Origin of the sequence: Shewanella sp. BJSY2023SW005 (assembly GCF_047314585.1) — a bacterium.
Classification (GTDB): Bacteria; Pseudomonadota; Gammaproteobacteria; order Enterobacterales; family Shewanellaceae; genus Shewanella; species Shewanella algae.
This window is the reverse complement of sequence record NZ_JBKORJ010000047.1, coordinates 29218-49800: the sequence shown is the minus strand read 5'-3', so window position 1 is coordinate 49800 and position 20583 is coordinate 29218. Positions and strand designations below refer to the sequence as shown.

General features: G+C 54.7%; 19 protein-coding genes. 11 read left to right on the top strand and 8 right to left on the bottom strand.

Annotated features, from left to right (window positions below):
- Positions 1-38: 38 nt before the first annotated feature.
- Complete coding sequence (locus tag ACMHXI_RS14205; protein ID WP_025888807.1) at positions 39-443, top strand: SMI1/KNR4 family protein; 405 nt, start codon at positions 39-41, stop codon at positions 441-443.
- 60 nt (positions 444-503) lie between these two features.
- The gene (locus ACMHXI_RS14200; RefSeq protein ID WP_101059395.1) at positions 504-1007 is read left to right on the top strand and encodes a DUF4447 family protein; all 504 of its coding nucleotides are present in this window, start codon (positions 504-506) and stop codon (positions 1005-1007) included.
- Positions 1008-1053: 46 nt separating this feature from the next.
- Here the strand turns inward: ACMHXI_RS14200 and ACMHXI_RS14195 are convergent, their stop codons facing one another.
- Together ACMHXI_RS14195 and ACMHXI_RS14190 are read right to left on the bottom strand one after the other, a co-directional pair.
- Complete coding sequence (locus tag ACMHXI_RS14195) at positions 1054-1680, bottom strand: glutathione S-transferase family protein (protein WP_101056883.1); 627 nt, start codon at positions 1678-1680, stop codon at positions 1054-1056.
- A gap of 229 nt (positions 1681-1909) precedes the next feature.
- The gene (locus tag ACMHXI_RS14190) at positions 1910-4492 is read right to left on the bottom strand and encodes a TonB-dependent receptor (protein WP_101059438.1); all 2583 of its coding nucleotides are present in this window, start codon (positions 4490-4492) and stop codon (positions 1910-1912) included.
- Between the two features lie 166 nt (positions 4493-4658).
- On the opposite strand from ACMHXI_RS14190, the gene ACMHXI_RS14185 reads away from it, so the two are divergent.
- From ACMHXI_RS14185 to ACMHXI_RS14165, 5 genes are all read left to right on the top strand, one after another.
- Positions 4659-5204: a PH domain-containing protein gene (locus ACMHXI_RS14185; RefSeq protein WP_101059394.1), complete on the top strand. Its 546-nt coding sequence runs from the start codon at positions 4659-4661 to the stop codon at positions 5202-5204.
- 8 nt (positions 5205-5212) lie between these two features.
- A complete protein-coding gene (locus ACMHXI_RS14180) occupies positions 5213-6481 on the top strand; it encodes an Nramp family divalent metal transporter (protein WP_101059437.1) in 1269 nt (422 codons plus the stop codon).
- Positions 6482-6490: 9 nt separating this feature from the next.
- On the top strand, positions 6491-7654 hold the full coding sequence (locus tag ACMHXI_RS14175) for a serine hydrolase domain-containing protein (protein WP_101059393.1): 1164 nt from the start codon (positions 6491-6493) through the stop codon (positions 7652-7654).
- A gap of 104 nt (positions 7655-7758) precedes the next feature.
- Positions 7759-8223, top strand: coding sequence for a DUF1456 family protein (locus ACMHXI_RS14170; RefSeq protein WP_025009045.1), 465 nt, complete (start codon positions 7759-7761; stop codon positions 8221-8223).
- 225 nt (positions 8224-8448) lie between these two features.
- Complete coding sequence (locus tag ACMHXI_RS14165) at positions 8449-10137, top strand: NAD-dependent malic enzyme (protein WP_044735067.1); 1689 nt, start codon at positions 8449-8451, stop codon at positions 10135-10137.
- A gap of 45 nt (positions 10138-10182) precedes the next feature.
- Here ACMHXI_RS14165 and ACMHXI_RS14160 read toward each other — a convergent pair whose 3' ends face one another.
- Positions 10183-10620: a DUF3069 domain-containing protein gene (locus ACMHXI_RS14160; protein WP_025009044.1), complete on the bottom strand. Its 438-nt coding sequence runs from the start codon at positions 10618-10620 to the stop codon at positions 10183-10185.
- Between the two features lie 250 nt (positions 10621-10870).
- Here ACMHXI_RS14160 and ACMHXI_RS14155 point away from each other — a divergent pair, with 250 nt between their 5' ends.
- Complete coding sequence (locus ACMHXI_RS14155) at positions 10871-12742, top strand: tetratricopeptide repeat-containing diguanylate cyclase (RefSeq protein WP_157824655.1); 1872 nt, start codon at positions 10871-10873, stop codon at positions 12740-12742.
- A gap of 23 nt (positions 12743-12765) precedes the next feature.
- Here the strand turns inward: ACMHXI_RS14155 and ACMHXI_RS14150 are convergent, their stop codons facing one another.
- The gene (locus tag ACMHXI_RS14150; protein WP_101059391.1) at positions 12766-13587 is read right to left on the bottom strand and encodes a substrate-binding periplasmic protein; all 822 of its coding nucleotides are present in this window, start codon (positions 13585-13587) and stop codon (positions 12766-12768) included.
- Positions 13588-13711: 124 nt separating this feature from the next.
- Between ACMHXI_RS14150 and queG the strand changes: the two genes are divergently transcribed.
- A complete protein-coding gene (queG, locus tag ACMHXI_RS14145) occupies positions 13712-14893 on the top strand; it encodes a tRNA epoxyqueuosine(34) reductase QueG (RefSeq protein ID WP_413735256.1) in 1182 nt (393 codons plus the stop codon).
- A gap of 8 nt (positions 14894-14901) precedes the next feature.
- Here the strand turns inward: queG and ACMHXI_RS14140 are convergent, their stop codons facing one another.
- Positions 14902-15105 (bottom strand): dodecin, encoded by a 204-nt coding sequence (locus ACMHXI_RS14140; protein ID WP_025009040.1) that lies wholly within the window; start codon positions 15103-15105, stop codon positions 14902-14904.
- Between the two features lie 138 nt (positions 15106-15243).
- Here ACMHXI_RS14140 and ACMHXI_RS14135 point away from each other — a divergent pair, with 138 nt between their 5' ends.
- The gene (locus ACMHXI_RS14135) at positions 15244-15570 is read left to right on the top strand and encodes a hypothetical protein (protein WP_025009039.1); all 327 of its coding nucleotides are present in this window, start codon (positions 15244-15246) and stop codon (positions 15568-15570) included.
- A 74-nt stretch (positions 15571-15644) separates the two neighbouring features.
- Here ACMHXI_RS14135 and metE read toward each other — a convergent pair whose 3' ends face one another.
- A complete protein-coding gene (gene metE, locus ACMHXI_RS14130; protein WP_101059389.1) occupies positions 15645-17915 on the bottom strand; it encodes a 5-methyltetrahydropteroyltriglutamate--homocysteine S-methyltransferase in 2271 nt (756 codons plus the stop codon).
- Positions 17916-18080: 165 nt separating this feature from the next.
- Between metE and ACMHXI_RS14125 the strand changes: the two genes are divergently transcribed.
- Positions 18081-18983: a LysR family transcriptional regulator gene (locus ACMHXI_RS14125; RefSeq protein ID WP_025009037.1), complete on the top strand. Its 903-nt coding sequence runs from the start codon at positions 18081-18083 to the stop codon at positions 18981-18983.
- A 48-nt stretch (positions 18984-19031) separates the two neighbouring features.
- On the opposite strand, the gene ACMHXI_RS14120 is transcribed toward ACMHXI_RS14125, so the two are convergent.
- A complete protein-coding gene (locus ACMHXI_RS14120; protein ID WP_025009036.1) occupies positions 19032-19754 on the bottom strand; it encodes an HDOD domain-containing protein in 723 nt (240 codons plus the stop codon).
- 144 nt (positions 19755-19898) lie between these two features.
- Positions 19899-20519, bottom strand: a complete 621-nt coding sequence (locus ACMHXI_RS14115; RefSeq protein ID WP_037475231.1) for a GDSL-type esterase/lipase family protein — start codon at positions 20517-20519, stop codon at positions 19899-19901.
- Positions 20520-20583 lie beyond the last annotated feature (64 nt).

Genomic DNA, 20583 nt, shown 5'->3' with positions numbered 1-20583 from the left:
TACTCCAGCGCATTGACCCTCGGCCAAAGCGTAAAATCATGCATGAAATCATAGAGCAACTGCAGGAACTGTCAGAGCAGGTTCCCGTACCGCTGGATCTGCCCGGCTTTGACGATCTGGTGGATATCGAAGAGCAGATACTCATCCCTCTGCCTTCGGAGCTGAAAGAATATCTGCTGCATGCCAGTGATGTTATCTATGGCAGCCTGGAGCCGGTGACCGCTGCCGATCCCCACTCCCACACCTATCTGCCGGAAGTGACCTCCTATGCCTGGTCACTGGGAATGCCCAGAGATCTGATTGCCATTTGCCAAACCGGTGATGACTTTTACTGCATAGATCAGGAAGGTGTGGTCTACTTCTGGAACCAGGACGGCCTGGATGAAGAAGATTGCTGGGAGTCATTCTGGCAATGGGTCGAAGACGTCTGGCTGCAAAGCTGACTCAGGCCGGCACGCCCAGGGCGCCCCGCCATCAGACACATAGAAAAAACAGGAAGCATTATGTCCAAACAATATCCGCTCAACGCCATCGAGTTTCAGTGCCTGCGCCAATCTCTTGGCTTGGGTACCGCCAGGGCCGCCGAGTTGCTGAAAGTCGATGAAGCCGAGTTGCTCTCCTGGGAAACGGGCGAGGCGCAGGTAAGCGAACTTGCCCAGAAAAAACTGCTGGAAATCGATGATATTATCGAGATGCAGGTGCTGAATACCTGTGATGGTATCGAGGCCATGTTCAAGAAAGAACCCAAGCGCCGTTTGGCCTTTGTGGTTTATCCCACCCAGGCGATTTACATCCAGTACAACCCTGAGTTTTTAAGCTCGCTGCCACTCACTGAGCTGTACAACACCGCCGCCTGGCGGATCAAGAAAGAGTGCAAACTGGTGCTGGAAGTGGATATCAGCCTGGTGCCATTGGATGTGGAATCCTACAAGGCCTTCAGAGAGCAGCAAGGCGGGCTGGGTGAGAGCCGCGAAAGCCGCGCCAAGTGGGCGGCCGCGCAGCTCTGAAATATCACTGCCCTGAAATACCGCGGCTTTGAAACCAGAGTTTGAATTAATCAGTTAAATTGGCGCTGGCTTTGTCCAGCGCCTTTTTCATTGCCGGGCGCAAGTTAAGCCTGTCTCGGTAAACCGCCAGTTTGGGCGGGATCTGCTGCTCAAAAATGGTGGCCCAGTTCAGGGTATGGGCCAGCAGTATATCGGCCACAGTCAATTCATCACCGAGCAAAAATGGGCTATCAGGCAGCCACTGCTCGGCAATGGCCGCGGCCTTGTTGAACTCCCATACGGCCGTGGCTTGAATCGCCGCTACCCGCTGCTGCTCCGGCAAGGCAAACCTGTGCTTGCCCATGGTCCATAACGGCTGCTCCAACTCGGTTATCACAAAGCTCAACCATTGATGATGATGCCCGGAGGCTGCCGTGCCTGGCTTGGGCAACAGACGCCCCTCACCGTAACGCTCGGCCAGATAGAGCATAATGGCCGCCGATTCGGTCAATACCAGACCGTCATCCTCGAGCACGGGGATTTTGCCGCAGGGATTAAGCGCCAGGAACTCAGGAGTGCGGTTCTGCTGCTTGGCCATATCAACAAAGTGAAACTCCCAGGGCAGTTCCAGCTCTTCCAACAACCAGGAAACCCGCAGCGCCCGGCTTCGCGGCGTGCCATAGAGTCGAATCATATTACTTTCCTTAAATTGCCCTGTCGCCATAGGCAATGGCTAACGCAGGTATGGTGGCAGAAAAGGCGCCCGCAGGCGCCATGATGATAAGGTCAACAGCAACAAGATACTCCCACTGCCTCAAGCTTGTCACTCTGTCCCTGTTTCTCAACTCTTGTGTCTCACCTCTTATCTCAACTCTCTAGCATCCGGTCCTTGTCAGTTTGCCATCAAGGGCCGGATGCCTGCCTCAGAAGTTAAGACTGACCTTGGTGTAGATGAAACGGCCTCTGGGGTTGTGCACAGACATCACATAGCCATAGAGATCCGCATCGCCATCGCCTATGGCAAACGGCGGCTCTTCATCCAACAGGTTATTGACCCCGAGCGTCCACTTGAACATCTCGTTGAAACGGTAGGAAGCCTGCAAGTCCACCAGGAACTGGCCATCCACCATACGTGACTTGTTCTCGGTAAAGTCGAGGGCGCCGTCGAAGTTGATGTCCGGCGTATCCTCAAATTCGCCTATGTAGCTGACATTGAGGTTGGCGGCAAAGTCGCCCATGGTCCAGTTAGTGCTGGCCAGCCAGCGGTACTGGGGATACTCATACTCGCCGGTATAATCCAGGCCGTCCTTTTCAAACTTGTCCAGATAGCTCCACTCAAGACCAAACTTGAGATCGCCATAGCTGTCCAGTTCCAGACCGTAGTGAGCCGAGATATCCAGGCCCTGTGCCTCCTGGGAGCTTAAGTTAACAAAGCTTGAGTGAATCACATCAAGCACCCCGAGCGGCTCGCCACCGGCGGGGGGCAGGCGCACACAGATAGCGCTGTTTTGATCATTACAGTTGGCGGCATAGATATCGCCCAGTGGCTGCTCGTCTATCTTGTTGTCCTGGGTGATGTTCCAGATATCGAAGCCGATATCGAACTTCTGGCTCGGCGCCCAGATCATGCCTATGTTCCAGGTTTCCGACTCCTCGGCATCCAGATCCGGGTTACCGGCAAATACCGTGTTGTAATCCAGCACCTCACAGTCGGCCTCTGAGATACCCTGAGCGGCGCAGGCATAGGTATCTTTAAAGAAGTTACTCTTTTCCGAAGGGCCCAGGCCTATCTGGGCCAGCGATGGCGCCCGGAACCCCTGGGCCCAGGAGGCGCGCATGCTCAAGTCTTCTGTCATGCCCCAATGGAACGCCACCTTGGGATTGGTGGTGGAGCCAAAATCGCTGTAGTGATCGTAGCGCCCCGCCAGTTGCAGCTCGAAGCTGTCGGTCACCGGAATGGAAAACTCCAGGTAGGCGGCATACTGATCACGCTCGGCCGCGGCGGAAACCGCTTCAGTCCCGAAGATAAGCCCGCGCTGGAATTGCTCATCGGGCACATCGCTAACATCCTCTTCACGATATTCCACCCCGGCGGCCAGCATGATATCCCTGTCTGCCAGGGTAAAGGCATGCCCCGAAATGCTCGCATCATAGGCGGTAATATGTGACTTGCCCTGACGCACCAGACTGGTGGTAATGGCATCTATCACTTCGGGTGAGTTGATGGTGCCGCCAAAGGGGTTGTAGTTGCCGAGATTGATTTGCTCCTGCAGATAGTCCACCCGCACCCAGCCCTGGCTGCGATCCCCTGTCTGGGTCGACTCACTGCGCCCCTTTTGGGCCGAGACTTCCCAGTCCCATTCCTTGAAGCTGCCGCGCAGACCGGCCACCAATCTCAAGCTGTCGGACTCGATATCCCAGCGGCGGGGACCGGCATCCACTGTGCGGAAGCGGCCTATGTCGATGTCCTGACCAAAAGGATTGTTGGGATGTGAACCGGGAACCGTCAAACCGGCGGTTTCATCCAGCGGTGTGGCGGCACCACCGGCCTTGGAGGTATTGTGCTGAGCCGCCAGCTCCAAAAAGGCAGTCAGTGAGTCACTCAGGTGATACTCAAACTGACCTATGGCGCCTATGCGCTCGGCCTCGGGGATCACCAAGTTATAGGGGCCATAATCGAACAGGCAGCTGCCGCTCGATGTGGCGGAATCGGCCGGACAAGCCGGATCTATGGTCTTGACGCCATTGACATAGAAATACCCCGGAAAACCCCGGGAAGAACGGAAATCCTCCCCGCCCCAGGGCGACTGATTGGCGGTACCAAACTGCCCCATCTCATCGGCACTCAGGGTCGAGTTGCTGAAATAATCCAGGATCACAGACGCGCTGCCCTTGTCACTCATGGTGCCCCACACCAGACTGGCGGTCTTTTCGTTGTAATTGGGGCCATCTGTGGCGCCATAGCCGAGATTGACTTCAATGCCTTCGATGTTTTTCCTCAGCACTATGTTGACCACCCCGGCGATGGCATCCGAGCCATAGATGGCCGAGGCGCCGTCCTTGAGTATATCTATCCGCTCAATGGCCGATACGGGAATGCTGTTGATATCGACAAAAGAATTGCTGACCCCTTCGGCAAAGGCACTGATGGAAACCCGGCGACCATTGATCAGCACCAGGGTCGCATCCGGCCCCATGCCACGCAGGCTGATGGCGGCGGCACCGTTGGCGGTAGAGTCCTGGCTGTTACCGCGGGTGGAGAAAGTGCCGGCCCCGGCCGCCGGCATCCTTTCCAGCAACTGTTGCAGGTTGTCATAGCCCATGTTGGCAATATCTTCTTTGCCTATGGATTGAATGGGCGATGGGCCTTCCATATCGGTACGTTTGATCCGCGAGCCTGTGACTTCGATGCGCTCCACAGACTCCTCGGCCGCGAAGGATTCACCGGCAGAGGTCAAGGCAAGTGCCGCAGCGCAGGCACTCAGGGTGAGGTGAGGTCTGTTCATAATCATCCCTAATTTCTTCAGTTGTTTTTTGGAAAAACAACCACGACTACAAACTTCCGTGTTGTCATATTTTTATAACATTTACCAATTCAACTTAACTCTTTAATATCTAAAGTCAATGCCTCTAACTGGGGTAAATTTGATTTTACTGATATAGGAAGTCGCCATGCCCACAGCCGCCGCGCCACTGCTTCAGGCCCGCTTTGCCGATAATCTCGGACTCTATTGGTTGATGTCTGGTGTGTTCACTCTCTGCCTCAGTATTGTCGGCATTCCCTTGTTGCTGCTATGGCTGCCCATTGGCTTGTGGGGCACACGCCGCTATATCGCCAACATGAGCGCCGAGCTGACCGAACGTAAGCTAGTAGTGCGCCGCGGCCTGCTGACCCGTACCGAAAATACTGTGCCCTTGGATAAAATCACCGACATGGCGCTTATTCAGGGGCCATTGATGCGCCTGTTCGGTCTGAAGAAACTCAAGGTGGAAACCGCCGGACAATCCGGCAATGACGCCCTGATAAGCCTGGTTGGCATAGTCGATGCCGACGGATTTCGCGCCGCTGTGCTGGCACAAAAAGAGCGTTTGGATCACAAGGAGCCAAGCTCAAATGGACATGACAGCAACCTTGAGCAGCTGATGTTACTCAGGGAGATCCGCTCCTCACTGGTCAATATCGAATCCTTACTGGCCCGGGAAAAGAGCGCGCCATGAATGACACCATGCTGAATCGAAAAGGTTTTTCTTTCACTCACCTTAGGCACTTAATGGCCGCCATGGGCCCGGGCGTTCTGGTGGCCGCAGCGGCCATAGGCGCCTCTCATCTGGTGGCTTCAACCCGCGCAGGCGCCGAATTTGGCTGGCAGTTGGCCTGGCTGGTGGTGCTGGTCAATCTGCTCAAATATCCCTTCTTTGCCGCCGGAGCCAGATACACGGCGGCGACCGGCGAGAGTCTGCTTGAGGGCTATCTCAGGCAAGGAAAAGGCTATCTGTGGCTGTTCAGCCTACTCAATCTTGTTGCCGCCATAGCCAGCACCGCCGGGGTCAGCATGCTGAGTGCCGCCATGCTGACTCAGTTTGTACCGCTCGGCATAGATATTCTGTCTTTTATCGTGCTCTGCGCCAGTTTGCTGCTGTTGCTGCTTGGGCGCTATAGCCTGCTTGATCGCATGACCAAAGTTGTGATGGCGCTGTTGACCCTGGGCACTCTGACCGCCGCTGCCATGATGCTGGGGGTGGAGTCTGTGCTGGACAAAGACTTCGTCTCCCCCTCTCCCTGGCAATGGGCCTATCTTGGGTTTTTGATCGCCATGATGGGCTGGATGCCGGCACCGATTGAAGTCAGCGCCTGGAACTCACTGTGGCTGCTGGAGAAACAGCGCATCAATCAACAGCAAGCCGCTCTGAGCGCTGCCCAGGCCAGATTAGATTTCGATATCGGCTATTGGCTCACCGCCTTGCTGGCACTGGTGTTTCTCAGCCTGGGTGCCGGAGTCATGCATGGCTCGGGAGCCTCCTTTGCCGACTCGGGAGCCCAGTTTGCCGGGCAGTTGATCTCCCTCTACGCCAGCGTGCTCGGGGAGTGGAGCCGTATGCTTATCGCCTTGGTGGCTCTGCTGTGTATTTTCTCCACCACTGTCACTGTGCTCGATGGTTACAGCCGCACCCTGGATGCCGGTTGGCGCCTGCTGCTTGAGCGCCGCCCCAGCGGTAAACGCCTGGCTGGGATCATGCTGGTTATGTCGCTGCTGGCCTTGCTGCTGATCCTGTTCTTCAAGGGTGCCTTGCTATCACTGTTGGAATTGGTGATGATCCAGGCCTTTATGACCACCTGCATCTTTGCCTGGTTGAATCTACGGCTGATGAGTTCCAAAACCCTGCCGACTGAGGCCCGTTACGGCAGGGGCATGCAACTTTGGGGCTGGCTGGGACTCGGTTACCTGTTTGGCTTTGCGTTGCTGTTTATCTATTGGTATTGCTACATCAAATAAGGAAGTTGCATGAACTCCTCACCACTGGCGCAGCCGCGCTTTTTAGGGCTAAAACTCTCATCAACAGTCAAAGGCATGAGCATGGCCTGCCTGCTGGGATTCACTCTTAGCCTAAGCGCTGCGCCGAGATCCGAACAAGAGCCTGCACCGGGCAAGGATTCGGCGCCATCTGTCTGCCACAGCCAAGAGCTGACACGACAGCTGCTGCTGATAATCAAGCAAAACCCCCTGCCCTTCAGCGGCGTAATCGAGTTGAGGCAAGGTAAAAAGACACTGCTGAGTCATGCGGCCGGAGAAAGCCAGGGCAAACCCATCACCTCTGATAGCCAATTTGTGCTGGGTTCACTGTCAAAGCAAGTGTTTGCCGTCTTGGTGATGCGGGCGATAGAAAGAGGCGATTTCAAGCTCAATGACAGCGCCGCTGCCCTGCTCGGCAAAAAGGCCGAACTGGATCCGGCCATCACTGTCGCCATGCTGCTGAGCCACACATCCGGCATAGGCATCCAAGGACAAGCCTTGCTGTTCACCCCGGGCAACGATTTTAAATACAGCAATGACAATTATTGGCTGCTGGCCGAGATCCTCAAGCGTGAAGGCAGCAGCGGTTCTCAATTGCTGCAGCGCTTCTTTGATGCCGAGGGGCTTGAGCTCAAGGCCCGCACCGGCAGTATTGAAAGTATTCAGGAACAGTTACCCAATCTGGCGATAGGAAGAGCCGAGACTGACAGCGGCTTTGAAAGTGTGGCCGAGCAGTTGACTCTCACAGATAAGCTACTGGCCAGCGGCGCCCTTATTGGCTCCGCCTCCGCCTTTGCCGATTTTCAGCAGGCCCTGCATCAGGGGCAACTGCTTAGCCGTGGCGGCTATTTGCAGTTGCTGGCGCCGAGAGGCAAACGCCCCCATCGTTGGGGCGAGCTGAATTATGCCGCCGGAATACAACTGAGCCCTGAGTTGCCCCTGGAGTTCAGCCACAGTGGTTACATAGCGGGTTATATCAGCACTGCGATTTATTATCCGGACTCGGGCTTCAATCTGGTGGTGCTGGAAAACACCTCTTGGTCACTCAAAGATATAGGCCGGGTGTTCGCCCTTCACGACAAGCTGCGACAGGCGGTGCGCGAAACGGCCGCGAACTGTCCACTGGAAAAAGCGGCAAATCTGCCAGGCTTTTAGGTATAATGCCGCAATGTTGCGGAGCCTCCGCGCCTAACGCACCTAAGTCAATCGCCAGACAGTGTTAAAACTAAGCCGGGAGTCAAACCGGCCCAGGGACATTCATGACCAACAACGATATTCTGCGCCGCTTGCGCTTTGTCTTTAATTTCAACGACTCCAAGGTATTGCGTCTCTACGCCAAAATGAAGCGTGAAATGAGTGAAGCTGAGCTGGCCGGCCTGCTCAAGAAAGAAGATGAAGAAGGGTTCCGTCCCTGTGACGATCGTACCCTGTGCCAGTTTCTCGATGCCGTGATCATCGACAAACGCGGCCTGCGTCCCGGCAGTGGCATTCCGCAGCCGCTCCCCAGCCTGAACAACAACATCATCTTCAAGAAACTCAGAATCGCCTTGGAACTGAAAGAAGAAGATATTATTGCCATTCTTGAACTGGCCAACTTCCGCATCGGCAAGGCTGAGCTGAGCGCCCTGTTCCGCAATCCTGAGCACAAGCATTACCGCTACTGTGGTGATCAGTTGATGCGTAATTTTATCAAAGGCTTGTCACTTAAATACCGCGGTAAGTAAACCAACAAGCAACAGCTGATATCTCCTTTGGAACTAGGCATCCGCCTGGTTCTTTGTTTTGTGTCGTTACCCTCTTAGGCTCAGGCCAACCCGGTTTGCCGCGTTTTAAACAAAATTTTTGCTCAAGCCCTCGCCTACAGGCAACAAAGATCACATTTCATGGTAACCTATGCGGATTTAGATCACAGCCCGTCATCCACAAGCAAAGAACATAAAAGGTTAGCCATGGACGATAATAAACGCCCCTTATATCTGCCTTTTGCCGGTCCGGCTATTCTCGAAGCGCCGTTGATCAACAAAGGTAGTGCATTTACCGAGGAAGAGCGTATTTTCTTCAACCTCGAAGGCCTGGTGCCCTACGTGATTGAAACGATCGAAGAGCAGGCCTCACGTGCCTACGATCAGTTCAAGAACTTCAGCAATGATCTGGACAAGCATATCTATCTGCGCAACATCCAGGACACCAACGAGACCCTCTTCTATCGTCTGGTTCAGAACCACATCACAGAGATGATGCCTATCATCTACACCCCAACTGTCGGGTTGGCCTGTGAACGCTTCTCCAAAGACTACCGCCGTAACCGCGGCCTGTTTATCTCCTATCCGAACAAAGATCGCATCGACGACATCCTCAACAACTCCACCCGTCACAAAGTGAAGGTGATAGTGGTTACCGACGGTGAGCGTATTTTGGGGCTGGGCGATCAGGGGATCGGCGGCATGGGGATCCCGATTGGAAAGCTGTCGCTCTACACCAGTTGCGGCGGCATCAGCCCGGCTTACACTCTGCCCATTACCCTGGATGTGGGAACAGATAACCCGCATCTGCTGGAAGATCCCATGTATATGGGTTGGCGCCACCAGCGCATAGGCGGTGAAGAATATCTGGAATTTATTGAAGCCTTTATGCAGGCGGTTCATCGCCGCTGGCCCGAGGCCTTGATCCAGTTTGAAGACTTCGCCCAGAAAAACGCCATGCCGCTGCTGGAGCGTTACAAGGATAAATACTGCTGTTTCAATGATGACATTCAGGGAACCGCCGCCATCACAGTTGGCTCACTGCTCGCCGCCTGTAAGGCCGCCGGCACTCAGTTGAGCCAGCAAAGAGTTGCCTTCCTCGGCGCCGGCAGCGCAGGCTGTGGCATCGCCGAAGCGATTATTGCGCAGATGGTTTCCGAAGGGATCAGTGATGAGCAGGCCAGACGCCAGGTATTTATGGTCGATCGCTGGGGACTGTTGCAGGACAATATGCCCAACCTGTTACCATTCCAACAGAAACTGGCGCAAAAGAGCGAAGAGCTGCAGCAATGGAGCAATTTCGGTGACAACATCTCATTGCTGGATGTGGTCAACAACGGCAAGCCGACTGTGCTTATCGGGGTTTCCGGCGCCCCAGGGCTGTTCAGCGAGGAGATCATCCGCGCCATGCACAGCCACTGCCCAAGACCGATAGTGTTCCCGCTGTCCAACCCCACCAGCCGGGTTGAAGCCACGCCCAAGGATATTCTGCATTGGACCAATGGCCAGGCACTGGTTGCCACCGGCAGTCCCTTTGAGCCTGTGGTCATAGACAATCAGACCTATGAAATCGCCCAGTGCAACAACAGCTATATCTTCCCCGGCATAGGCCTTGGAGTATTGGCCAGTGGTGCCAAGCGGGTCTCCGATGAGATGCTGATGGCCTCCAGCCGCGCACTGGCGGAATGCTCGCCGCTGGCACTCAACGGCAGTGGTTCTCTGCTGCCTAAGCTGGAAGAGATCCAGAAGGTCAGCAAGCACATCGCCTTTGCCGTCGGCAAGGTCGCCATCGAACAGGGTCATGCTTTGCCGACTTCCGATGAGCTGCTGTTGCAGGCCATAGAAAGCAATTTCTGGCAGCCTGAGTATCGCCGCTACAAACGTACTTCCTTCTAAGAGCGTCCGTGCCCATAAAAAACCGGCTTTATGCCGGTTTTTTATTCAGCCATTGGCTATCACATCTCGGATACTGTTGAGTAAACGCCTGTCAGTACGGGCCTTTTTCAACTTGCGTACACTCTCCTTAAGCGCCGACTGTGAAATACGCTCAAACATGCCACCGTATTCCTTCTCGGCAATGGCCTCGTCGGTATCCGCCAACTGGGCGATATCCTGGGCCATCAAACTCAGTTGCAACCAGGCCGACGCGATAAAAAAGCCGTGAAAATCGGCTCTCGGCAGCAACTTGGCAGCACTTGGCGGCAACTTGTCCCAAGCCTGTTTGAACTCGGACTGCTTATCATCCAGCAATTCTTCAAACAGATTGTCATAAGCTTCTTTCAGCGCCGTGGGCAACTTATCCATAGGCAGTACCTGAGAGCAGATATTGATGGCGGCGCTTCGCGCCTGCTGCCGGTATTGAGCATCAACTTGAGTCATGGTTTTTTCCGTCTAAAAGCGATTGGCGGCGAGTATAGCACCGGCAATAAAGGGCAATCCATCTGAAGTTGGTATCAAGGAACCGAGGAGCAAATACGGCGAAAACAAGTCGGTAACCGAATTCATCCCTTACCGGCAAGCGATTGATGCAGCTCTACTTACCTGCAAATTTAACGATTTATTACTGGTCAGCCTGAGCCCTGGTGCGTATGCTTAATAACATTATCTAAACATCTGTCTATCGGTCAGCGTGAAGTCATACTTTCTGAAATCAGCCATCACAGTGCTGCTTCTGTCCGGCATGGTTCCCCACGCCTTGGCACTGGATAATCCCAAGGCTGATGAGCTGTTCAAACAGCTGGAAGATGGGCAGGTCAACAATGTTGCCGAAGTAGAACAAACTCTGGATCAGATAGCCCAATTGCTGGCAAAGGACGATCTGGACAGGCAGGCCAGGCTCAGGCGCGCCCGCTGCTGGAGCTTTGATGCCAACGACAACGCCAACATAGATGCAGCCATAGATTATGCCGTCAATCAGGCACAAGCGGCGGAAAACCAAGCCTACCCTGAAGCCTTAACCGACTTTCGCCTTTGCCATGGCTGGTACTCTCAACTCAAAGGCAATATGGAACAGGCCAAAGCCGACTATGACCAAGCCCTGCAGCAGGCCTATCAACTCGAAGATCATCGCCTGATCGCCGATGCCCGCAGTCTGCGCGGAGCCATGTATTCCTTTCAGGGCAACTTTGCCATGGCGCTGGAAGATCTGCTGACCGCTCAACAACTTTATGAAAAGCTCAAGCTGGATTATTGGGGTCTGTATAACCTGGCCGACCTCGCCACCAGTTTCCGCCGTTTCGGCGATCCACAAAGTGCACTCAACTATTACCGCCAACTGGAGCAGGCCTATCGCCAAAGTGGTCACGAAGAGCAGGCCTATATTATCAATGGCGAAATGGCCATCGCCCTCGAAGAACTAGGTGATTTTGAAGGCGCCGTGGCCAAGTTCCAACAGTCATACGACTATCTCAAGCAGCAAGGAGTCACGGTGGAAGCCGCAGGAGTCTCGGTCAATATGGCCGGCTCCCTGTTGAAGCTGGGCAGAGTCGAAGACGCCAAACAGGCGCTGGAGCGCGCCAGGCCATTTGTGACTGAGCAGATGGGTGGCTTCTACAGCTTTATGCAACTCTACAGCGCCGATGTGCTGTTGCGCCAAGGCCAGGCTGAACAGGCGATGGCGCCCTTGATCAAGGCCGAAAAAAGTTTCAGGAATATCAACAATGATCGCGGCTTGGCCGAACTCTACCTGCTCAAGAGCGAAGTATTTGCCGCCCAGGGGCTATGGCAGGAATCGCTCAAAGTGCTCAGGCTGTATATCACCCTGCATCACGAGCTGGATAACAAACTGCAATCTTACCGCACCACAGAGATGCGTACCCGCTTCAATGCCGATCGCATGGCAAAAGAAAACCAACGCCTGCTGGAAAGCGAACGCCTGAAAGAGCAAGAGGTGCAGATACTGCAGCAAAACCGTCTGTTGCAGTTGGCTGTGCTGGTTCTGGCCAGCATCATTATCATAATCACTGCGGTGATGGCCTTTAAACAGACCAGTAAATCACGCAAATTCCAGAAGATAGCCCATACGGATCACCTCACCCAATTGGCGAACCGGCGTTATACCTATCACAAGGGTGAAGCTATGTTCAATCAGGCGCGAGATAGCGGCACGCCTTTTTCACTTGTGTTGTTTGATGCCGATAACTTCAAGGATATCAATGATCAGTTTGGTCACGATGGTGGCGATAAGGTCTTACAACATCTGGCAAGCCTGAGCCAAACCCTTATCCGCGAACAAGATCTGCTGGGGCGGATTGGCGGTGAAGAGTTTCTGCTGTTGTTGCCGGAAACAGCCCATGAAGAGTGCCTGAAAATCGCCGAGCGTCTGCGCCAAACCATAGCCGAATCACGCCCGGAAGGGCTAGTCGGTGAGCCCAGAGTGACGATAAGTGCCGGGGTAGCGACTCTGGGTGAGGAACTGCAGTTCTCCGAGCTGTTGAAACAGGCCGATGATGCCCTCTATTGCGCCAAGAATCGAGGTCGCAACCGGGTCGAAACCGCCTGAATGAGCACAGTGGTTATTGCAGATCATTGAACGCGCCAGAGCACTTCCGCCTGACGTAAAGAGGGCTCGGCACCAAACCACTTATGATAGAGCGCGTCAAATTCGCCCGTTTTCTGCAATGCCAATAGCGCCTTGTGCCAGGATTCGACCCGTTCAGGGGCCGTACCGCCGGAGAACGCCAAATAGAGGCGCAAGTGCGCCAGTTCCAAAACGGGGCGCACCGCCGCCTGTGTTTGGCCCAATTGCCGCAAGACGCCCTGAACCGCGATATCCGCCTGACACCAATAACGCACCCGCTTATGCAACAACTGCCTGGCCGAATACTGAGGAAAACCTGAGATCAGTAACTGCTCATCCGGAACAGACTTCAACAAGATCTGCGCCGGGGAGTTGCGGTATAGGGCAATATTACCCGCCGCTACCGCCTGTGACAGGTCTGCCGGGGTAAAATCATCATCCATGCGGGCATAGAGCTGAATGCGGGTTTCGGCAATCGGGCCAACAAAATCAAATTCCTGCCGCCGCTGTTCATTAATGGAAGTGGCAAACAGCAAGACGTTAGGCTCCTGGTTTGCGATATTCATCGCCCTGGCCCAAGGCAATACTTCTATCACAGGCTCTTTGTCAGAGGCAGCCACCTGATGGTGCAAGGCCCTCACCAGAGCCACCGCATAACCGTCGACGCGACCATGGCGCTCATAGCTCATGGGAGGCCAGGTTTCGGTCAGCAGCCTGAGTGCGGGCGACTCGGCCTCAGTAAGCTCGTTACCGGCCAAAGCCAAGTTGGCAAAGCTACAACAGAACACTATCACGCAGCCCCTGAGCAAGGTTTCGATTCCCGGCATATACTCTCCCCCTCAATTTATTCAAGCATAGCACCGACAACAGTCGAAATCGCCGTTTACGGCAACTGTGAGCGATTCTGCTTTACTGATATAATCATGGCTTTTCCCCGGTCAGCCTCTGTTCATGTCAGTTCCTCAACCACCACAATTTGATCCCGGTATGCTTGGCAAGCTTGCCCGCGACATAAAAGCCTGGGGCAAAGAGCTGGGTTTTGCTCAAGTGGGAATAACGGATACAGATCTCAGCCGCGAAGAGCCCAGGCTGCAGGCCTGGCTCGATAAGGGCTATCACGGTGAGATGGGCTATATGGCCAACCACGGTATGATGCGGGCCCGCCCGGCCGAGCTGCATCCCGGCACTTTGAGAGTTATCTCAGTACGGATGGACTACTTACCGCCACAAGCCGGGTTTGCCCTCAATCTCAAAGACCCTAACCTTGGCTATATCTCCCGTTATGCCGGCGGCCGCGACTATCACAAGCTGATGCGTAATCGCTTGAAAAAGTTGGGCGAGCGCATAGATGAAGCGCTCAAAGCCCTGCAACTTGAAGGCAGTGGCTTTCGGCCCTTCGTCGACTCGGCTCCCATTCTGGAACGGCCGCTGGCAGAAAAGGCCGGGATCGGCTGGACAGGTAAACACTCACTGATCCTCAACCATGAGGCCGGCAGTTGGTTTTTCCTCGGAGAACTGCTGGTGAACCTGCCGCTGCCCATGGATGTCGCCATAGCCGAAGGCTGCAACACCTGCGTTGCCTGCATCACAAGTTGCCCAACCGGCGCCATAGTCGAGCCTTATGTGGTCGATGGGCGCCGCTGTATCTCCTACCTCACCATAGAACTGGCCGGCAGCATTCCACCGGAGTTTCGGCCACTGCTCGGCAATCGCATCTACGGCTGTGATGACTGCCAGCTGGTATGCCCCATCAACCGCGCCGCGCCTTTGACCGCAGAGACTGACTTGCATCTAAGGCCACAACTGAAGCAACCCAAACTGCTGGAGCTGTTTGCCTGGAGCGAGGCCGAGTTTTTGAAAAACACCGAAGGCAGCGCCATTCGTCGCATAGGCCATGAACGCTGGCTGCGCAATATTGCGGTGGCACTGGGCAATGCGCCCGGCAGTGAAACCATAGTTGCCGCCTTGCAGGAGCGACTGACAGATGCCTCAGAACTGGTCGCAGAACACATAGAGTGGGCACTGGCGCAGCAGGCAGAAAAACTCAGCGCCAACGACACAGCGCCTATTCCCGCCCGCAAGACGGGGCGCCTGATCCGGATAGTGGAAAAGGGTTTGCCAAGAGACGCCTGAATTCAAGCCTAATCCAGGGTAAAACCCACCTTGATGGTGACCTGCCAATGAGCGATAACACCGGCCTCCAGATGTCCGCGGGTATCTATCACTTCAAACCAACGCAAATTATGCAGCGACTGACTGGCCGCCGCGATGGCATTCTTGACCGCTTCGTCCGAGCTGATGGGGGATGAACCTGTCAGTTCTATTATCTTGTACACATGGCTCATAAGGCTTCTCCTGATAGTTATCTGTGTCCAGCACAGGTTCCTGACCTGAGTATAGACAGAAATGGTCGATGGCATATTTCCCTTGGTTTCTGTATATTTCTCAGTTGGATAACCATAGGAAGAAATCAAGGGATTGCTATGCAATTAAAACATTCAGGTCTGGGGATCGCCTCGTTTGCCACCAGCATATTTAGTGGGATAGCCCTGTTTATCACTTTTATTGTTGCAGGAGCCCTGGAGGCGACAACACCGGGCGGCCTGGATGAAAATTCGATGGAAGCCATTCTTGTGGGCCTGATGATCATCTTTATGATGCTGGTCTGCCTGGTGTCTTTGGGATTGGGCATTGGCGGCCTGGTACAAAAAGACCGCCAGAAAATCTTCGCCATTTTGGGCACCACTTTTTCAGGCTTGATCATTCTGGGTACGGTTGGCCTGATAGCGCTGGGCATGAGCATGGGCTGAATCTTTCCCGCGTTGGAGTCAATCAACATCAGGGGCGCAGTGCGCCCCTGACTGTTATTAACCACAGAATTTTATCATCCGAGTCGACGTCGCAACTCCCTGGTCGCATCGACCATATTCTTCAAAGCCGGCTCGACTTCCTCCCAGTTACGGGTCTTCAAACCGCAATCCGGGTTGACCCAGAGCTGGCGCACAGGAATTTTCTGCGCCGCCTTTTCAATCAGGCTCACCATGGCCTCCACTGTTGGAATATTGGGGGAGTGAATATCATAAACCCCGGGGCCGATTTCATTGGGATAGTCAAAGTCCTCAAAGGCATTCAACAACTCCATCCGCGAGCGTGATGTTTCTATGGTGATCACATCGGCATCCATGGCGGCAATTGCGGCAATAGTGTCGTTGAATTCGCTGTAGCACATATGGGTGTGAATTTGGGTCTCGTCTCTGACACCGGCGGCGCTGAGCTTGAAGGCGGCCACGGCCCAATCGAGATAATGGGCCCAATCGCTGCATTTGAGCGGCAAGCCTTCCCTAAAAGCCGGCTCATCAATCTGAATAATACCTATGCCCGCCCGCTCCAATGCCACCACTTCATCGCGTATCGCCAGGGCCAACTGAGTCGCTATCTGCTCGCGGCTGATATCCTCGCGGGCAAAGGACCAATGCAATATGGTCACAGGCCCGGTCAGCATGCCTTTCACCGGTCTGTCGGTGAGACTCTGGGCATATTCGGCCCAGTCGACTGTCATCGCCTTGGGACGGGTCACATCGGCGTAGATCAGCGGCGGCTTGACGCAGCGGGAACCATAGCTCTGCACCCACCCCTGTTTGGTAAAACCAACGCCATCGAGCTGTTCACCAAAGTATTCCACCATGTCGTTGCGCTCGGCTTCACCGTGTACCAACACATCTATCCCCAGCTTGAGCTGCCGTTCTATGGTATCCCGGGTCACCTGTTGCAGCTGCTCTGTGTACACAGCATCGTCCAATTCACCCTTACGCCAGCGGCTACGCAGGTTACGAATGGCTGCCGTCTGCGGGAATGAACCTATGGTAGTCGTCGGCAACAAAGGCAGCTTGAACCTGGCCTGCTGGGCTTGTCTGCGCACCTCAAACTCATGGTTTCGGTCGTAATCGGTTGCGCTCAGGGCATCGATTCTGGCACTGAGCTGTTGATTACGCCCCTGCGCCCTGGCCGCGCGCCGATCCCGGCAACGGGCGACCACGGCTTTGGCATTTTCAGTCTCAGGCGCCTCCAAAAGCGCCTTGAGCTCCTGCAACTCGGTAAGTTTTTGCCTGGCGAAAGCCAGCAGGCTTTTAAGCTCGGGCGCCAGCGCGGTCTCCACCTCGAGATCCACCGGGGTATGCAACAGGGAGCAGGAAGTGGCGAGCCAGAGCCTGTCTCCCAGATCACGCGCCAGTGGCGCCAACTGCTCGGCCACAAGATCCAGATCGGCGGCCCAGACGTTACGGCCGTTGATCACCCCAACCGACAATACCTGCTCAGGCGCCAGTGCACCGACAAAGGCCTGCAACTGCTCGGGCGCGGTAACCAGATCCAGGTGAATACCCGCCACCGGCAGTGCCGACAACAGACTTTGATGGTGGGCTACAGTGCCGTAATAGGTTGCCAGCAACAGCTTGAGCGGCGCCGACTTGAGCACGCCGTAGGCCTGATTGAAGGCCTGCTGCCAGTTGTCATCCAGCTCAAGTGCCAGCGCAGGTTCATCCAATTGCACCCATTCAACGCCCTGGGCGGCAAATCGGGCCAGAATGGCTTGATAACATTCCAGCAGCGCCGGCAGCAGTGTCAAACGGTCGAACTCTGAGCCCACTGTCTTGGACAGATACAGGAAAGTGACCGGCCCCAGCAGTACCGGCTTGGCAGTGTGGCCCAGCGTCTGAGCCTCGGTCACCTCTTCAAACAACTGTTCCCAGGCGATATCGAAGCGTTGATCTTCGCTGAGCTCAGGCACCAGATAATGGTAGTTGGTGTTGAAGTACTTGGTCATTTCAGACGCCGGTGCATGCTTGCCGCTGGGCGCTCGGCCACGGGCAATCCGGAACAGGGTATCGAGATTGACAGCGCCGCCGTCACGGTGACGCTCGGGGATGACCCCCAGAGTCGCACTCAGGGTCAGCACCTGATCATAGTAAGCAAAGTCACCGACCGGCAACTGCGCCACCCCGGCGTCGGCCTGCCACTGCCAGTGGGTACGCCTAAGCTCCCTGGCAACACTCTCTAATTCGGCCACGCTGGACTCACCGCGCCAATATTTCTCCAAAGCAAACTTGAGTTCACGTCGACGTCCGATACGGGGAAAGCCAAGACTATTTAATTGCATAATGTATACCATCCTCTATAAACTGTGCAGCAAGTGACTGGCGACGCCGAAACACAACAAATCAAACCGGGCGTCTGGACGTCTAGAAGTTTATTGTGCTAGTCTCAGCACAGGCAACCGAATTGAATTCAAGGGCAACATGAGCGGCATTCATGTGGAGAGGAAATGATAGAACTGAGACACCTTCGTACTCTGATAGCACTGAAAGAAAGTGGCAGTCTGGCCGGCGCGGCGAAGAAACGTTTTGTCACCCAGTCGGCGCTGTCGCACCAGATTAAAGAGTTGGAGACCCGGATTAACTCCCAGGTATTTGTTCGCAAAAGCAAACCTCTTACCTTCACGCTTGAGGGCAGTCGCCTGCTGACCCTGGCAGAAGAGATACTGCCCCGGGTACAGGAAACCGAATTTGTGCTCAAACGCGGTCTATCTGGAAGCAGCGGTCCCTTGAAGGTGGGTATTGAGTGTCACAGCTGTTTTCGCTGGCTGATGCCTGTAATGGAAGCCTTTCATCAGTCTTATCCGGATGCCAATCTGGATCTCTCCAGCCGCCATCTGTTCGACTCTCTCAATGCGCTGGAAACCGGTGAGCTGGATATAGTGCTGACCTCAGATCCTGTGCCCGGCCATGCCCTTGCCTATCAGCATCTGTTTGATTTTGAAGTGAGACTGGTGATGGCCAAAGATCACCCTCTGGCAGGCAACAGCTATATTTTGCCGCAACAACTGGCCAGGGAACCTATTATCAGTTATCCAGTACCGCTGGAAAGGCTGGATATTTTCCGTCACTTCCTCGAGCCGGCCGGAGTGGTGCCCGGCCCACAAAAACGCTGTGATCTCACCAATGTGTTGCTGCAACGCATCGCCTGTAAAGAAGGGGTTGCGGCCTTGCCCAACTGGTCACTGACCGAAGCCCAGGGCTTGAGCCTGACCTCGGTGAAACTGGGGCAGGAAGGCCTGAAACGGCCGCTGTTCGGTGCCTACCGCCGCGACAGCAGCAATAGAGTGCAGCTGCAAAGGCTGCTGGAATTGATTGCCAAAGAGGGATTACAGCGTCAAGACAGACACTGACTGAGCGGCTGCCACCGCGCCTGAAAGTCGGCGGCAGTCACAAAGCATCTAGAGAGGATTCAGCAACAGACCGCGCTGGGACAATACCCTTCTCAGTACCAGTCCGGGTGAATTGGGATCCCGGGTCTGTCTCAGGTTATGGGCGACCATAAACTCGCTTTGCAGCTCATCATCCAACCCCAGAGATTCAAAAGCTTCCACCGTCAGCGTCTGCTGCTGGGTCTCTATCAGGGTCTTGATAATGCCCAGCGGGAAGCACTGCTCGGCTTCGGCGTTGAGATAGGCAAACGCCGTCAGGGCAATAATCTGACCAAAGACGCTGAACAGTGCCAGAGTCTGCACTTCATCCGCGTCTATCTGTACCCCTTGCATCTGATGCAAGCTGTCCACCGACTCGGTCGCCACAGACTCAGTCAGGCGCCAATAGCCAAGTACCAGTTTACGGTATGGCTGCGGCAATTCATCGAGCCGCTCTTTGAGATAAAAGCTAAAGGCATAACGGTAGATATTGACCTGTCCCAGACGCACCAATGCATCCTTGAGGCTGCGGTTTGGCTGAACGGAAGGAGAGAGCGCGTTATTGCTGCGCCACAGCAGATGAGCTGCCAGAGCGGGATCGGTCGCGACAATATCGATCACATTGCGAATATCGCCATCAGCAATAATGGCCTTCTTAAGCGGGATCAGGATGCCGCGGCGCCCTATCACCTGCTCTTCGTTGGCAATAATGGCACGCACTTGAGTAAAAACCTGCTGCTCAAGATCTGTCATGTGATTCTTTAAACCTGTTGTTATTTATTATGGAGGCACTATTGCCATTTATTATGGCAGAGAATTTACCCATAAAACGCCCACCAGGGTCAAGTTGAATCGATAATTAGCCCAGTTTTTGCCAAATAGAATCAAAAAGTAGCATCAAAAAGCGCCCGCCTCCTGCAGCCTGGTAAAGATGACTTGTGCCAAACGCGAATACCCCTGTTGATTGAGATGCACAGTATCGGACTTGAGCTCGTTTGAACGCAGCAGCTCAGACAGAGTCTGTTCCAGCAAGATGGCGCCGTGCTTGTCGGCCAGTTCGGCATACAAAGGCAGGGGGGACAGCAGCAGGCTCTTTTGCGGCACAGCCAGCAACACTACCGGAATTTGCCGGGCTTTGGCCTCAAGTAACATGGCCTCAATGTTTTGCGCCAATTGCACCTGGCTACGACCGCGGAGAATATCGTTACCGCCTTCGAGCAAAATAAGCAGATCCGGCTTGGTTTCATCCAGCAGTGCCGGCAAACGCTCAAGCCCGGCAGCAGATTGCTCACCGGAAATCCCGGCGTTGATCACCTCACAACGGCACAACTCGGCCAGACGGCTGGGATAATCCTGCCCGGCCTTGGCACCAACGCCTTGGGTCAGGCTGTCACCGAAGGCCAGCAGTTTGCCATTGCTGCCGATATATGCCAGCTTGGGCTCGGAGCAAGCCAGCAAAAGCAGCGACAACAGGGCTATGGCCACGCCTCTCAAACCATATCTAAAATCAGCTTTCATATTTCGACTCTTGCCTCCTTGTCGGTGAGTACTTTCCAACTAAAACAGATAGAAATACGGGCAG

Bases quoted from the DNA above. Each gene is read 5' to 3' on its own strand.
- ACMHXI_RS14115 (WP_037475231.1), bottom strand. From the start codon at position 20,519: ATGAAAGCTGATTTTAGATATGGTTTGAGAGGCGTGGCCATAGCCCTG.
- ACMHXI_RS14200 (WP_101059395.1), top strand. From the start codon at position 504: ATGTCCAAACAATATCCGCTCAACGCCATCGAGTTTCAGTGCCTGCGC.
- ACMHXI_RS14195 (WP_101056883.1), bottom strand. From the start codon at position 1,680: ATGATTCGACTCTATGGCACGCCGCGAAGCCGGGCGCTGCGGGTTTCC.
- ACMHXI_RS14190 (WP_101059438.1), bottom strand. From the start codon at position 4,492: ATGAACAGACCTCACCTCACCCTGAGTGCCTGCGCTGCGGCACTTGCC.
- ACMHXI_RS14150 (WP_101059391.1), bottom strand. From the start codon at position 13,587: ATGCCGGGAATCGAAACCTTGCTCAGGGGCTGCGTGATAGTGTTCTGT.
- ACMHXI_RS14175 (WP_101059393.1), top strand. From the start codon at position 6,491: ATGAACTCCTCACCACTGGCGCAGCCGCGCTTTTTAGGGCTAAAACTC.
- ACMHXI_RS14165 (WP_044735067.1), top strand. From the start codon at position 8,449: ATGGACGATAATAAACGCCCCTTATATCTGCCTTTTGCCGGTCCGGCT.
- ACMHXI_RS14180 (WP_101059437.1), top strand. From the start codon at position 5,213: ATGCTGAATCGAAAAGGTTTTTCTTTCACTCACCTTAGGCACTTAATG.
- ACMHXI_RS14185 (WP_101059394.1), top strand. From the start codon at position 4,659: ATGCCCACAGCCGCCGCGCCACTGCTTCAGGCCCGCTTTGCCGATAAT.
- ACMHXI_RS14140 (WP_025009040.1), bottom strand. From the start codon at position 15,105: ATGAGCCATGTGTACAAGATAATAGAACTGACAGGTTCATCCCCCATC.
- ACMHXI_RS14170 (WP_025009045.1), top strand. From the start codon at position 7,759: ATGACCAACAACGATATTCTGCGCCGCTTGCGCTTTGTCTTTAATTTC.
- queG (WP_413735256.1), top strand. From the start codon at position 13,712: ATGTCAGTTCCTCAACCACCACAATTTGATCCCGGTATGCTTGGCAAG.
- ACMHXI_RS14205 (WP_025888807.1), top strand. From the start codon at position 39: ATGCATGAAATCATAGAGCAACTGCAGGAACTGTCAGAGCAGGTTCCC.
- metE (WP_101059389.1), bottom strand. From the start codon at position 17,915: ATGCAATTAAATAGTCTTGGCTTTCCCCGTATCGGACGTCGACGTGAA.
- ACMHXI_RS14120 (WP_025009036.1), bottom strand. From the start codon at position 19,754: ATGACAGATCTTGAGCAGCAGGTTTTTACTCAAGTGCGTGCCATTATT.
- ACMHXI_RS14125 (WP_025009037.1), top strand. From the start codon at position 18,081: ATGATAGAACTGAGACACCTTCGTACTCTGATAGCACTGAAAGAAAGT.
- ACMHXI_RS14160 (WP_025009044.1), bottom strand. From the start codon at position 10,620: ATGACTCAAGTTGATGCTCAATACCGGCAGCAGGCGCGAAGCGCCGCC.
- ACMHXI_RS14135 (WP_025009039.1), top strand. From the start codon at position 15,244: ATGCAATTAAAACATTCAGGTCTGGGGATCGCCTCGTTTGCCACCAGC.